Source organism: Dasania sp. GY-MA-18, from assembly GCF_024734385.1.
GTDB classification, from domain to species: domain Bacteria; phylum Pseudomonadota; class Gammaproteobacteria; order Pseudomonadales; family Dasaniaceae; genus Dasania; species Dasania phycosphaerae.
Window position 1 is genome coordinate 152,896 of sequence record NZ_JANHAP010000007.1, and the last position, 12,756, is coordinate 165,651.

The window sequence follows — 12,756 nt, forward strand, 5'->3', positions numbered from 1 at the left end:
CATTGCTGCTAGCTCAAGACCAGCCCAGTGCTGAATAGCGCTGGGCTTTTTTATGCTTGGGTGGGCGGTTTAATGGGCCTGATGTTGTTGCAAGGCCCACTCTACATGCTCGCGCACAATGGCCGAGGGGTGTTGTTGGCGGGCTTTTAAGCTTTCTATGGTGGGTATGCTGCTAGGCGCGTTGCCTAAGGCCACTGCTATATTGCGCAGCCAGCGCTCATAACCTATGCGGCGTATGGCCGAGCCTTCGGTGCGCTGTAAAAATTCTTGCTCGCTCCAGTTAAATAATTCTATCAGGCTGGCGCTATCCAAATTGTGGCGCGGCTGAAAATCATCTTGCTGGCTATGCTGGGCAAATTTATTCCAAGGGCAGACCAGTTGGCAGTCGTCACAGCCATAGATGCGGTTACCCATCAATGGGCGTAACTCCGTGGGGATGCTGCCTTTTAACTCTATGGTTAAGTAAGATATACAGCGCCGGGCGTCCACCTGATGAGGCGCTACTATGGCGCCGGTGGGGCAGTCGTCTAAGCAGGCGGTGCAGCTGCCGCAGTGCATGGTTTCTTGTTCGGGGTCGGCGGCCAGCGGCAGGTTAGTGTAGATCTCCCCTAAAAAAAACCAAGAGCCCGCGCTGGCATTAATCAGCATGGTGTTTTTGCCTATCCAACCCAGCCCCGCTTTTTCTGCTAGGCCGCGCTCTAATACTGGCGCGCTGTCTACAAAGGCACGGCATTGATGTTGTTCGGCAACGGCGGAAATTTTGTCGGCCAGCTTAGCGAGTTTTTTGCGCATCAACTTGTGATAGTCGCGGCCTAGGGCGTAGCGCGAAATATAGGCTTGGTCGGGATTGTCTAGCTGGGCCTGTAGTTGATCTTCGTTGGGTAGGTAGTCTAAGCGTACACTAATAACTCTTAGCGTGCCGGGCAGTAATTGTTCGGGGTGGTAGCGTTTACTGCCATGCTTGGCCATAAAATCCATTTCGCCGTGAAAGTTTTTGGCCAGCCAATCATCCAGGTGTTGGCCGTGTTGGCTTAAATCCACATCGCTAATGCCAGTTTGCTCAAAGCCCAGTTCACCGCTCCACTGCCGTATAAGCGCGGGTAATTGCTGCAAGGTTGTGGGGGCATTTTCGCTCACGGTATGACTCATTAAGGTTGCTTATGGCGGTCTAAAATTTGCGGGCATCAGCCTAAGGCGTGGTAGCTTAGTGTTGGCCAGCCTATAATTTAAAATCAGTAGGCTGCTTGGCCGCATAATAACACGGCCTAGCTTATTATTAGCATGGCAACATAGGCTATGCCCGGCAATTAATAACAGGAACCCTATGAATACTACTAAGCCTTTACGCTGCGGCGATGATTTACCCACTGCGTTATACACCGCAGCTCAGGTGCGCGAGTTGGACCGCCTAGCTATGGCGCAGCAAGGTATTGCCGGTTTTACCTTAATGCGGCGTGCTGGGCGGGCGGCTTTTGAGCAGTTATTGCGTTGTTGGCCTGAGGCGGGTCGGCGGCAGCCCATAGTCATTGTATGTGGCTGTGGCAATAATGCGGGTGATGGTTATGTTATGGCCAGCCTTGCCAAACAATACGGCTTAGCGGTATCAGTGCTGCAGGTAGGCGATGCCAGTCGTTTGCAGGGTGATGCTTTATTGGCTAGGCAGCGTGCCCTGCAGGATGCGGTGAGCGTGCAAGCTTTTACCCCCGGGATAGTACTAGAGGATGCGGTAGTCGTAGATGCGATCTTGGGTACGGGCTTAAATGGCCCGGTGCGCGCGCCGCAGCTTGAGGCCATAAACTGGCTTAATCAGCTGTCATTACCGGTGCTGGCGGTGGATGTTCCCTCAGGCCTGTGCAGCGATACCGGCCAAATTTTGGGTGAGGCCGTCAATGCGGATATCACGGTCAGTTTTATAGGCTTAAAGCAGGGCTTGCTGACAGCGGCTGGCCCAGATGTGGCCGGCGATGTTTACTTTGATGGCCTGGGTACGATGACGCCTACCTATGCCGCTGTCGATCATCAATGTGAGCGCTTACTGTTGTCAAAGTGCTTGTCTATTCTGCCTGGGCGCAGGCTATCCTCCCATAAGGGTAGCCACGGCCATGTGCTGGTTATAGGCGGCGATACCGGCATGGGCGGGGCGGCAATTATGGCTGCCGAGGCCTCAGCCCGGTGCGGTGCTGGCCTGGTTTCTTGTGCGACTCAGCCCAACCATACGGCGGCTTTTATTAGCCGCAGCCCTGAAATTATGGCCAACGGGGTAGTCTCGGGTCAGGAGCTAGAGCCCTTATTAGTACACCCCAGTGTACTGGTGCTGGGCCCGGGCTTAGGTAAGCGCCCCTGGGGCGAGCAGTTGCTACAGCAAGCTTATAATAGTGGCAAACCCATGGTGGTCGATGCCGATGCCCTGAATATGATCAGCGCGGGCAGGGTGTTGAAAAAACCTTATCGTAGTGATTGGTTACTAACTCCTCACCCGGCAGAAGCTGCTAGATTGCTGGGTTGTAGCACCGAGCAGGTGCAGGCCAACCGCTTTGCCGCCGTGCGCGAGTTACAGCAGCGCTATGGCGGTGCCGTGATACTAAAAGGCGCGGGCTCTTTAGTAGCCAGTGACGAAGCGGCGCTGAGCTTATGCAGCTATGGCAATCCAGGTATGGCTACAGGGGGCATGGGTGATGTGCTTAGCGGCGTGTTAGGTGCTTTATTGGCGCAGGGCTTAACGGTGGCTGAGGCGGCAAAATTGGGTGTTTGCCTACATGCTTATGCTGGAGATATTGCCGCACAGCAGGGCATGTGTGGCACAATGGCCAGCGATTTAATACCAGTGCTCAGGCGCATCATTAACGGAGGTATACAGTAAATGGCAGTAGAGAGCTTGCAGCAAACCTTAGTAGGCGAACAGGCTATGGTGGATTTTGGTCGTCAGCTTGCGCAAGCTTGCGAGGGGGGCGCGGTGATCTTTTTAGAGGGTGATTTGGGTATGGGTAAAACCACCTTTAGCCGCGGCATATTACAGGGCTTGGGTCACCAAGGGGCGGTCAAAAGCCCCACCTATACCTTGGTTGAGCCTTATCTATTGGGCGAGCGCGAGGCCTATCACTTCGACCTCTACCGTTTAGCTGACCCCGAAGAGTTGGAATATATGGGCATACGCGATTATTTTGGCGATCAAAAACTGTGCTTGGTAGAGTGGCCCGAAAAAGGGCAGGGAGTTTTGCCCCCGGCAGATTTAATCGTTAGGATAGCTTTACACCAAGGTGGTCAGGATGGCCGTCAGCTACAACTGAACGCGCACAGCGATAAGGGCCGCAGTATCATTGCCAAACTGGTCGCGTAATGGGTACTTGCAATAACAATAAGTTGGCGCAGTGCTATGATGCTTGCCAGCAGATTCAGCCCTAAGCATTAAGTTAAAATAATTTAGTGAAACTATTCAATAAAGTAATAGGCCTTATAAAACATGTTGTACCGGTTATTGCCGCAGACGCTACTTATCGCCAGCCTATTATTGTCGCTAGCGGTTCAAGCCGCCAGTGTGAACGATGTGCGCGTATGGCGAGCGCCCGATCACACCCGCGTGGTATTGGATTTGTCCAAGCCGGTAGAGCACAAGGTGATGTTGCTCAGTAAGCCCGACCGCATAGTGGTGGATATAGACAATACAGCGTTAAAATCACAAACCCAACTCTCGACTATAGATTTAGCCAATACCCCTATTACCCGTGTGCGCAGCGGCGTGCAAGACAAAACCAATCTGCGGGTAGTGTTGGATGTTAATCGTGCGGTAAAGCCGCGCAGTTTTATGCTTAAAGCCAGTGGCGAGTATGGCGACCGCTTGGTTATCGATTTAATGGATAGTCAGCAGCCAGCAGCGGTTAAACGCGTGAATAACAGTGGCAAAAAACGCGATATTATTATTGCCATAGATGCCGGACATGGCGGTGAAGACCCCGGTGCTACCGGCCCCACTAAGGTGCGCGAAAAACATGTAGTGCTAGCTATCGCCAAAGAGCTTAATGCCCTGTTTGAAAAAGAGTTGGGCTATGAGCCGGTGATGATACGCAGCGGTGATTATTATGTGGGCTTAGAAAAACGCCGCAAGCTAGCCCGCAGCGCCCAGGCTGATTTATTTGTTTCTATACATGCCGATGCTTTTAAAAACCATCGTGCCAAGGGTGCCTCGGTGTACGCCTTGTCCAGCCGTGGAGCCTCCAGTGCTACGGCAAAATTTTTAGCCAATGAGGCCAATAGCTCCGACTTGGTGGGTGGCGTTAATCTGGGTGAAAAAGATGAGTTGTTGGCAGGGGTGCTGGCCGACCTTTCTATGACCGCTACCTTGGATTCCAGCCTGCAAGTAGGCAGTAAAGTGGTGGGGCAAATGGGGCGCATAGCACATCTGCATAGCAAGCGGGTGGAGCAGGCGGCCTTTGCGGTATTAAAGTCGCCAGATATTCCTTCCATTTTGGTAGAGACGGGCTTTATTTCTAATCCCACTGAAGAGCGCAACTTAAAAAGCAGCGCTTATCAACGTAAAATGGCTGCGGCTATTTTTAATGGTATAAAAACATTTTTCGCGGCCAGCCCGCCTTCAGAAACCTTGATCGCCTGGCAAAAAAATCAGCGCAATAAAACAGTGGCCTATACCATTAGCCGCGGTGATACCTTATCCGGCATTGCCAAGCGCTTTAGTGTGAGCGTCGCCGATATACAAAAAACCAATGGTTTAGCCTCCTCCTCTATACGAGTAGGGCAAAAAATTATTATCCCATCCTCATAGCATAGAAAATTGAATGTCACGTATAAAATTATTAAGCCCGCGACTGGCTAACCAAATTGCCGCCGGTGAGGTGGTCGAGCGCCCCGCTTCCGTTATCAAAGAGTTGGTAGAAAACAGTTTGGATGCCGGTGCCAGCCGTATCGATGTGGATGTAGAAAGCGGCGGCGTAAAACTCATGCGGGTGCGCGATAACGGCGGCGGCATAGCCCAAGAAGATATGCCATTGGCTTTAAGCCGCCACGCTACCAGCAAAATTTATGAGCTGGACGATTTGGAAAAAGTGGTAAGCATGGGCTTCAGAGGCGAGGCCCTGGCTTCTATCAGTTCAGTATCGCGGCTGTGTATTTTATCCAACACCCAAGAGCAGGGTGCGGGCTGGAAAGCTGAAACCGAAGGCCGCGATATGCAGGTAGAGGTAGGCCCTGCGCCGCATCCCAAAGGCTCCACCGTAGAAGTACGCGACTTGTTTTTTAATACTCCAGCAAGGCGTAAATTTTTACGTACCGAAAAAACCGAATTTAATCATTTGGAAGAAGTGATTAAGCGGCAGGCGTTAGGGCGCTTTGATGTGGGCTTTCACCTGCGCCACAACGGCAAAGTGATACACGCCTTAAAAAACTGTGATAGCCAGTTAGAGCAAGAGCGCAGAGTCGCTTCGGTATGTGGCCCTGCCTTTATGCAAAATGCTCTACACATAGACACCGAAGCCATGGGCTTGCGGCTGTGGGGCTGGGTGGCGCTACCGACTTTTTCACGCAGCCAGGCCGACCTGCAGCACTTTTATGTTAATGGCCGGGTAATACGCGATAAGTTAGTCACCCATGCGGTGAGGCAAGCCTACCGCGATGTATTGTTTCACGGCCGCCATCCGGCCTTTGTTTTATATTTGGAGTGCGACCCCGCCATAGTCGACGTCAATGTGCACCCTACCAAGCACGAAGTGCGTTTTAGAGATGGCCGCACCGTACACGACTTTTTATTTCGCAGTTTGCATCGCTTATTAGCCGACGTGCGCCCCGATGCCCAGCATATGCCCACCGGTGACAATAACGCCCAGCCCGCGGTGAGCGGCATAGCTGCTGGCGAGTTTGCTGGCCAGTCGGCTATGTCTTTGCGCGATGATGCTCGTCCCAGTATGGGGCAGGTGCAAGAGCAGTTGGCAGGTTATGGCGAGCTGTATAGTCGCAATACTGCCGACGCCAGTAACCTGCAGTCAGCGCCGCCTAGTGCAGGCGATAGAGGTGCTTATTCGCCCACAACTTTTACCACGGCTAACAGCAACGCATCGCCAATCAATTTAAGTGATTTAGAAACTGACGAAATCCCGCCCTTAGGTTTTGCCATTGCCCAGTTAAAAGGTATTTATATCCTCGCCGAAAATGCTAACGGTTTGGTATTGGTGGATATGCATGCCGCCCACGAACGCATCACTTATGAGCGCATGAAACAAGCGCGCGCCGGTGAGGGCATTAAAGCCCAGCCTTTATTAGTGCCCGAAAGCGTGGCAGTGAGCCAGCGCGAGGCCGATTATGCCGAACAAAACACGGAGCTATTTACTCAGCTGGGTTTAAGTGTTGAACGCGCTGGCCCCGAAACCATAATGATTCGGCAGGTGCCTATTATTTTGCAAAACGGCAACGTGGAGCAGTTGGTGCGTGACGTGCTGGCTGATCTTATAGAGCACGGCAGCAGCGATAGAATCGAAGCGCATATCAACGAAATTCTCGGCACCATGGCCTGCCATGGCTCGGTACGCGCCAATCGCCGTTTAAGCATTCCAGAAATGAATGCACTATTGCGCGACATGGAAGAAACCGAACGCAGCGGCCAGTGCAACCACGGTAGACCTACGTGGACGCAAATGAGTTTGGATGAGTTGGATAAATTGTTTTTAAGAGGGCAGTGATTGTCAGTCGCTAGTGTTTTGAGGGCGACGATAGCAACCTAGTCTTGCCGGGCCTAGCCCGGCTTCAGTCTTTTTACAGGGCCACGCCGTGCTCAACAAACACTTTATTCGCCACTGGATGTGTCGTTACTTTTTCAAACAACAGCTGCAGCCGCGGCAGGCGTGTAAATAAAGCTTCTCTATCTTCCTGCCAGCTAATCAGTGTGGCCAAGTATAAATCACAAGCTTGTATGGTTTCGCCCAGGCAATAGGGGCCGGGTTCTAGCCAGCTATTAACTATGTCGTAGTGTTTGTCTATGGCTTGCTTGGCCATTTCGCGTACTTCATCGCAGGCTTGTTTGGATACCGCGTATTTATTGGGGTAGTACACGCGTAAATAGGCTTCGTGCATGGAGGAGTTTAAAAAGTGCATCCACTTTAAATAATGGCCGCGCTGTGGCGAATCCAGGGCTGGGGTCATATTAAGCTGGGGCCATTTGTCGGCCAAGTAGGTAGTGATGCCCACACACTGGGTGAAGACTTGCTCGTCCTCTACTAAGGTAGGGACTTGGCCGGTGGGGTTGAGGCTGAGATAGTGTTCGGGCAGGCCTTGGTCAAAACTGAGGTATACGTTTTCATAAGGCTGGCCGCTCATTTCTAAAATAATTTGAGCGGGTATGCTGCACGAGTCTTTCGCGCCGTAATAGGTCAACATTGTGTTTGCTCCCGGAAAAACAGTTTTTATTGTTGCTGTTAGTGTGCAGGCCAGTCTAGGCAATTGGCTGCGGTTTTATAGACTCTACAGCATAGCCTAAGTTCATAGAGGCTTGCGTACTTTATGGCTGGCGATGAGTTACAATGCGCCCATGAGTGATAGCCAATTACCCCCCGCCATTTTTTTAATGGGCCCTACCGCATCGGGTAAAACCGATTTGGCCATAGCCCTGTGTCAGCAGTTGCCCTGCGAGATTATCAGTGTCGATTCCGCATTGGTGTACAAGGGTTTAGATATAGGCAGCGCCAAGCCCAGCGCTCAAGAGCAAGCTCTGGCGCCGCATAGGCTAATCGATGTGCGCGACCCCGCACAGGCCTATTCCGCGGCGGAATTCCGGGCCGATGCTCTGGGTGAAATGCAGGCGATTAGCCGCCGCGGCCGCATCCCTTTATTGGTGGGTGGCACTATGCTGTATTTTAAAACCTTGTTAGAGGGCATAGCTGATATGCCTGAAACCGACTTGGCTTTGCGGGCGCAAATAGAGGCCGAGGCCGAGCTAAAGGGCTGGCCAGCTCTGCATGCCGAGCTGGCAGAGGTAGACCCGGCTTCGGCGGCGCGTATACATCCCAATCACTCGCAGCGTATAGAGCGGGCGTTAAATATTTATAGAAGCTGTGGCCAAACCATGACCGAGCTGCATCAGCAGCAGGCTAGCGAGGCGCAGCAGCAGTTCCCTTATGAGCTTATCCAATTGGCGATAGCGCCTTTAGATAGAGCGGTGTTGCATAGGCGTATAGCGCAACGTTTTCAAAAAATGATGGAACAAGGCTTTATTGATGAGGTCAGAGCTTTGCGCGCGCGGGGGGATTTGCACTTGGATTTACCTTCCATGCGGGCAGTAGGGTATAGGCAGGCCTGGGAGTATTTGGATGGCCTATGGACCGAAGAGGAGATGGTGGAGCGGGGCATTATTGCCACTCGGCAGCTGGCAAAACGTCAGTTTACGTGGTTGCGTAACTGGCCTGATCTTAACTGGATACATACCGATGCTGAAAATCGCCTGCTACTTAGCCCTGAAACGGCTATGGCGGCGGCCGGCTTAGAGGGCCAAAAGCCCATAGCCTTGGCGATAAAATATCTAGACAAAATATCTCACTCACGGTGAATTGAGTTATACTTAGCTTCGTCTGGTACTTGTGGCCGCGCTTTGAGCCACACCAGGCTGCGATATTCGGGTCGCCATATTGGCAAGCCCAACAATAATAGTTATGCACAATAATATTCTGGATAACTATAAGGTCTCACACATTATATTTATGGCCCGAGTTGGGCTTAGAAGGAGAGTCACATGTCAAAAGGGCATACGCTACAAGACCCTTATCTAAATGTTTTGCGCAAAGAGCGCATTCCAGTATCAATTTACTTGGTGAATGGCATTAAGCTACAAGGCCAAGTTGAATCATTTGACCAATTTGTTATTTTGCTAAAAAACACTGTTAGCCAAATGGTTTATAAGCACGCTATTTCTACTGTTGTTCCCTCTCGTGTTGTGCGCATGCCACAGCCGGGTCCGGATGAAGAATAAACTGAGGTATTTAATTGTTATTTGAGCGTCCAGATTCCGGTGAACGGGCCGTTTTAGTTCATTTAGATTTGAGACGGGAAGATGAACGAGAAAACCTCAGCGAATTTCAAGAGTTAGTTCTATCGGCAGGCGGTGACCCAGTGGCATATGTCAGTGGTCACCGTGATGCACCTCATTCCAAATTTTTTGTGGGTACAGGCAAGTTAGAAGAAATACGTCAGCAAATCATCGATCACGATGCCGAGCTGGTGTTGTTTAATCACGCCCTGTCCCCCAGCCAAGAGCGCAATATAGAGGCGGCACTAGAGTGTCGAGTATTGGACCGCACCGGCCTAATACTGGATATTTTTGCCCAGCGCGCCCGCACCCACGAGGGTAAGCTGCAAGTTGAGCTGGCCCAGTTGCACCATATGTCTACTCGCTTAATACGGGGCTGGACCCACCTGGAGCGGCAAAAAGGGGGTATAGGCTTGCGCGGCCCGGGTGAAACTCAGCTAGAGTCCGACCGCCGTTTACTGCGTGCGCGTATTAAGTCCATTACCAAGCGTTTGGCCAAAGTACGCGGCCAGCGCGAGCAGGGCCGCCGCAGCCGCAGCCGCAATGAAATAGCCACCGTGTCATTGGTGGGCTATACCAATGCGGGCAAATCGACGCTGTTTAATAATATGACCAACTCTGAGGTGTACGCCGCCGATCAGCTGTTTGCCACCCTAGACCCTACACTTAGGCGCTTAAAAGTGCCTGACCTAGGCCCCATAGTGCTGGCCGATACCGTGGGCTTTATTCGTCACTTACCTCATAAGCTAGTAGAAGCCTTTAGGGCTACCCTAGAAGAGGCGGCGCAGGCCGACTTTTTGGTGCATGTCATAGATTGTGCCGATGAGGACAGGGCCGCCAATATAGAGCAGGTGGAGTTAGTACTCAAAGAGATCGGTGCCCATAAAATTCCACGCCTGGAAGTGTATAACAAGGTCGACCTGGTTATCGCCCAGCCCCGTATAGATTACAACGATGTGGGCGAACCACAGCGGGTTTGGCTATCCGCGCAATCGGGCGAAGGTATAGACTTATTGCTAGAGGCCTTGGCTCAGCGCTTAGGCGAAGAGTTGGTGGCGGGCACTTTAGCGTTAACCGCGCAGCAGGGGCGCTTGCGGGCAGCTTTGTATGAATTAGATGTAGTCTCAGCCGAGCACTATAACGAGCAGGGCTTATGCGAGTTGGAAATTCGCTTACCAAAAAGCGATTTCAACCGCTTGGCCGCTGCCGAAAATCTCAACGCCGCCGAGTTAATAGCGACGCAACAACTAAAAGTTTGTTAGACTTCGCGGCAATCATTGATGTATGACTCATGCCGTCCATTACGGGCGCAGGTAACATAGGAGAGAATAATGGCCTGGAATGAACCGGGTGGTGGCAACAATAAAGATCCGTGGGGCAGTGGTGGCAATAAAAACCAAGGTCCTCCTGATTTAGATGAAGCCCTACGTAAGCTACAAGAAAAACTCAGCGGCATTTTTGGCGGTAAGCCTAGCGGCAATGGTGGCGGCTCATCGCCCAGCATTAGCGGTGGTTTTCTTGCTGCCCTTGCAGGTATTGCGGTTATTATTTGGGCGCTGTTTGGTATCTACCAGGTCAATGAACAAGAGCGCGCCGTGGTGTTGCGCTTTGGTTTGTACCACTCCGTGGTGCAGCCTGGCCTGCACTGGAACCCGCCTTTAATTGATGACGTGATTATAGAAAATACTACGCGTCTACGTTTGTATTCCACCAAAGGTCGTATGCTAACCGAAGACCTCAATATTATAGAGGTTGAGTTGTCGGTGCAGTACAGCATAGACGATATCAAACTGTTCTTGCTGGCGGTGGTTAACCCCGAGCGCAGCTTGGAGCAGGCCGCCGATTCGGCACTGCGCCATGTCGTAGGCTCCAGTATTATGAACAGCGTGTTAACCGAAGGTCGTAGCCAGGTGGCTATAGAAGTGCAGCGTCGTTTGCAGGATTACTTAGATAGCTATAGAACCGGCATACGTTTAACCACGGTTAACATAGAGAAAACCTCGCCTCCACCAGAAGTGCAGGACGCCTTTGATGATGTGAACAAGGCCCGTGAAGATGAGGAGCGCTATCGCAACCAGGCCGAAACCTACGCCAACGGCATTATTCCAGAGGCACGCGGTAAGGCTAAGCGGGTACTGGAAGAAGCCAGCGCTTATCACGACCAAGTGATAGCCCGAGCTGAAGGTGAAGCCCAGCGTTTTGAAAACTTACTGGCCGAGTATAAAAAGGCACCCAGGGTAACTAGAGAGCGTTTGTATCTAGATGCCGTACAAGAGGTGATGACTAACGGCTCTAAAATTTTGGTCGATGTTGAAGGCGGCAATAACATGATGTATTTGCCCTTGGACAAAATCATGCAGTCTACAGCGGGCGCTAGCTCTGCTATTGGTAGCAGCGGTGGCGGCCAGTCTATTTCCTCTGACTCTATACGTGAAATTAGCGAGCAAGTTGTTAGCCAATTGCGTAGGGAAGCCTCAACTAACAGTCGTCGTAGGGAGACCAGATAATCATGTCTAATCGATCTATAGTCGTATTGGCCATTATAGGCTTGGTGTTGATAGTGCTATCCAACACGCTTTATATCATTAAAGAAACCGAGCGTGCGGTATTGTTAGAGTTTGGCCGCTTGGTGGAGTCCGATATTAAGCCGGGCTTGCATATTAAAAAGCCTTTAATCAATGAAGTACGTAAGTTTGATGCGCGTATCTTAACCGTTGATGCGGCCCCAGAAGAGTTTCTGAATGCCGAGAAAAAAGGCATGAGCGTAGACTCCTTTGTTAAATGGCGCATTATCGATGTGGGTAAGTATTACACCGCTACCAATGGTGAGGAGGTGCGTGCTGCGCGTCTGATTGCCCAGCGTGCTAATGAAGGCCTGCGCAACCAGTTTGGTAAGCGTACCCTGCATGAAGTGGTTAGCGGTGAGCGCGACCAATTGATGCATGAGTTGGTAGATACCCTCAATAAACTGACGCAAGGTGAGCTAGGTGTAGAGATCATCGATGTGCGGGTTAAGCGCATAGACCTGCCCGACCGGGTGAGTGGCGCGGTATTTGACCGTATGCGCACCGGCCGTGAGCGCGAGGCTCGCGAGCATCGCTCTAAAGGTATAGAGCAGGCCGAGGTGATACGCGCCGATGCCGATCGCAAGCGTACCGTTATCGAGGCTGAGGCTTATAGAGACTCTGAGAAAATACGCGGTGAAGGTGATGCCAAAGCAACGGCTATCTACTCCAGCGCCTATAATCGTGACCCAGAGTTTTACTCCTTTGTGCGCAGCTTAACGGCTTATAAGGCCGCATTTAAGGATAAGGGCGACATGATGATAGTCGACCCTGAAAGTGACTTCTTCAAATACCTAAAGAGCAGCACTGCCAAGTAAGCTGTATAGCCCCGGCCTAGCTGCTCATAGCCACTAGGTTTACGGGGTTTTTCTATGGTAGAATGCGCTAACCGGGCAACATTATGCGAGAGCATAGGGTTGCGCGGTTTTTTTATGTGTAAACATTGGGGCACTAGGCCTCAAGCATACCGATAGAGGTGACTATGTGGCAGGATCTGGCCATCGCACTAAGCTTGGTGTTGGTGATCGAGGGGATACTGCCATTTTTAAGCCCTCGCTCATGGCGTGACATGATTATGCAAGTAGCTCAGCTCAGTGAGCGGCAGCTACGTATCATGGGCTTGGCGAGTATGCTGGCGGGGTTATTCCTGCTAACACTATTGAAATAGAATCT

The 12,756-nt window shown here is 51.5% G+C and carries 12 protein-coding genes; 10 read left to right on the top strand and 2 right to left on the bottom strand.

Features of this window, described 5'->3' with window-relative positions; all coding sequences use genetic code 11:
* Positions 1-69: 69 nt before the first annotated feature.
* On the bottom strand, positions 70-1,149 hold the full coding sequence (queG, locus tag NO559_RS10045; RefSeq protein WP_258331692.1) for a tRNA epoxyqueuosine(34) reductase QueG: 1,080 nt from the start codon (positions 1,147-1,149) through the stop codon (positions 70-72).
* A gap of 175 nt (positions 1,150-1,324) precedes the next feature.
* Between queG and NO559_RS10050 the strand changes: the two genes are divergently transcribed.
* The 4 genes from NO559_RS10050 (at position 1,325) to mutL (ending at position 6,683) form a co-directional block, all read left to right on the top strand.
* Entirely contained in the window at positions 1,325-2,860 is a 1,536-nt protein-coding gene (locus NO559_RS10050) for an NAD(P)H-hydrate dehydratase (protein ID WP_258331693.1), read from the top strand.
* Entirely contained in the window at positions 2,861-3,337 is a 477-nt protein-coding gene (gene tsaE / locus NO559_RS10055; protein ID WP_258331694.1) for a tRNA (adenosine(37)-N6)-threonylcarbamoyltransferase complex ATPase subunit type 1 TsaE, read from the top strand.
* A 123-nt stretch (positions 3,338-3,460) separates the two neighbouring features.
* A complete protein-coding gene (locus NO559_RS10060) occupies positions 3,461-4,777 on the top strand; it encodes an N-acetylmuramoyl-L-alanine amidase (RefSeq protein ID WP_258331695.1) in 1,317 nt (438 codons plus the stop codon).
* 13 nt (positions 4,778-4,790) lie between these two features.
* Positions 4,791-6,683, top strand: coding sequence for a DNA mismatch repair endonuclease MutL (gene mutL, locus NO559_RS10065; protein ID WP_258331696.1), 1,893 nt, complete (start codon positions 4,791-4,793; stop codon positions 6,681-6,683).
* A gap of 73 nt (positions 6,684-6,756) precedes the next feature.
* Here mutL and NO559_RS10070 read toward each other — a convergent pair whose 3' ends face one another.
* Positions 6,757-7,377 carry a glutathione S-transferase family protein gene (locus NO559_RS10070; protein ID WP_258331697.1) on the bottom strand — a complete coding sequence of 207 codons (621 nt, stop codon included), beginning with the start codon at positions 7,375-7,377 and terminating at the stop codon, positions 6,757-6,759.
* A gap of 133 nt (positions 7,378-7,510) precedes the next feature.
* Between NO559_RS10070 and miaA the strand changes: the two genes are divergently transcribed.
* The 6 genes from miaA to NO559_RS10100 all read left to right on the top strand — a co-directional run bounded on the left by miaA (position 7,511) and on the right by NO559_RS10100 (position 12,751).
* Positions 7,511-8,542 carry a tRNA (adenosine(37)-N6)-dimethylallyltransferase MiaA gene (gene miaA, locus NO559_RS10075; RefSeq protein WP_258331698.1) on the top strand — a complete coding sequence of 344 codons (1,032 nt, stop codon included), beginning with the start codon at positions 7,511-7,513 and terminating at the stop codon, positions 8,540-8,542.
* Between the two features lie 183 nt (positions 8,543-8,725).
* Positions 8,726-8,962 carry an RNA chaperone Hfq gene (gene hfq, locus NO559_RS10080; RefSeq protein WP_258331699.1) on the top strand — a complete coding sequence of 79 codons (237 nt, stop codon included), beginning with the start codon at positions 8,726-8,728 and terminating at the stop codon, positions 8,960-8,962.
* 14 nt (positions 8,963-8,976) lie between these two features.
* Positions 8,977-10,281, top strand: a complete 1,305-nt coding sequence (gene hflX / locus NO559_RS10085; protein ID WP_258331700.1) for a ribosome rescue GTPase HflX — start codon at positions 8,977-8,979, stop codon at positions 10,279-10,281.
* A gap of 69 nt (positions 10,282-10,350) precedes the next feature.
* Positions 10,351-11,526: an FtsH protease activity modulator HflK gene (gene hflK / locus NO559_RS10090; protein WP_258331701.1), complete on the top strand. Its 1,176-nt coding sequence runs from the start codon at positions 10,351-10,353 to the stop codon at positions 11,524-11,526.
* Positions 11,527-11,528: 2 nt separating this feature from the next.
* On the top strand, positions 11,529-12,401 hold the full coding sequence (gene hflC / locus NO559_RS10095; protein ID WP_258331702.1) for a protease modulator HflC: 873 nt from the start codon (positions 11,529-11,531) through the stop codon (positions 12,399-12,401).
* A 164-nt stretch (positions 12,402-12,565) separates the two neighbouring features.
* Positions 12,566-12,751: a DUF2065 family protein gene (locus NO559_RS10100; protein WP_258331703.1), complete on the top strand. Its 186-nt coding sequence runs from the start codon at positions 12,566-12,568 to the stop codon at positions 12,749-12,751.
* Positions 12,752-12,756 lie beyond the last annotated feature (5 nt).

Bases quoted from the DNA above. Each gene is read 5' to 3' on its own strand.
- hfq (WP_258331699.1), top strand. From the start codon at position 8,726: ATGTCAAAAGGGCATACGCTACAAGACCCTTATCTAAATGTTTTGCGC.
- NO559_RS10060 (WP_258331695.1), top strand. From the start codon at position 3,461: ATGTTGTACCGGTTATTGCCGCAGACGCTACTTATCGCCAGCCTATTA.
- tsaE (WP_258331694.1), top strand. From the start codon at position 2,861: ATGGCAGTAGAGAGCTTGCAGCAAACCTTAGTAGGCGAACAGGCTATG.
- NO559_RS10050 (WP_258331693.1), top strand. From the start codon at position 1,325: ATGAATACTACTAAGCCTTTACGCTGCGGCGATGATTTACCCACTGCG.
- NO559_RS10100 (WP_258331703.1), top strand. From the start codon at position 12,566: ATGTGGCAGGATCTGGCCATCGCACTAAGCTTGGTGTTGGTGATCGAG.
- NO559_RS10070 (WP_258331697.1), bottom strand. From the start codon at position 7,377: ATGTTGACCTATTACGGCGCGAAAGACTCGTGCAGCATACCCGCTCAA.
- mutL (WP_258331696.1), top strand. From the start codon at position 4,791: ATGTCACGTATAAAATTATTAAGCCCGCGACTGGCTAACCAAATTGCC.
- hflC (WP_258331702.1), top strand. From the start codon at position 11,529: ATGTCTAATCGATCTATAGTCGTATTGGCCATTATAGGCTTGGTGTTG.
- hflK (WP_258331701.1), top strand. From the start codon at position 10,351: ATGGCCTGGAATGAACCGGGTGGTGGCAACAATAAAGATCCGTGGGGC.
- miaA (WP_258331698.1), top strand. From the start codon at position 7,511: ATGAGTTACAATGCGCCCATGAGTGATAGCCAATTACCCCCCGCCATT.
- queG (WP_258331692.1), bottom strand. From the start codon at position 1,149: ATGAGTCATACCGTGAGCGAAAATGCCCCCACAACCTTGCAGCAATTA.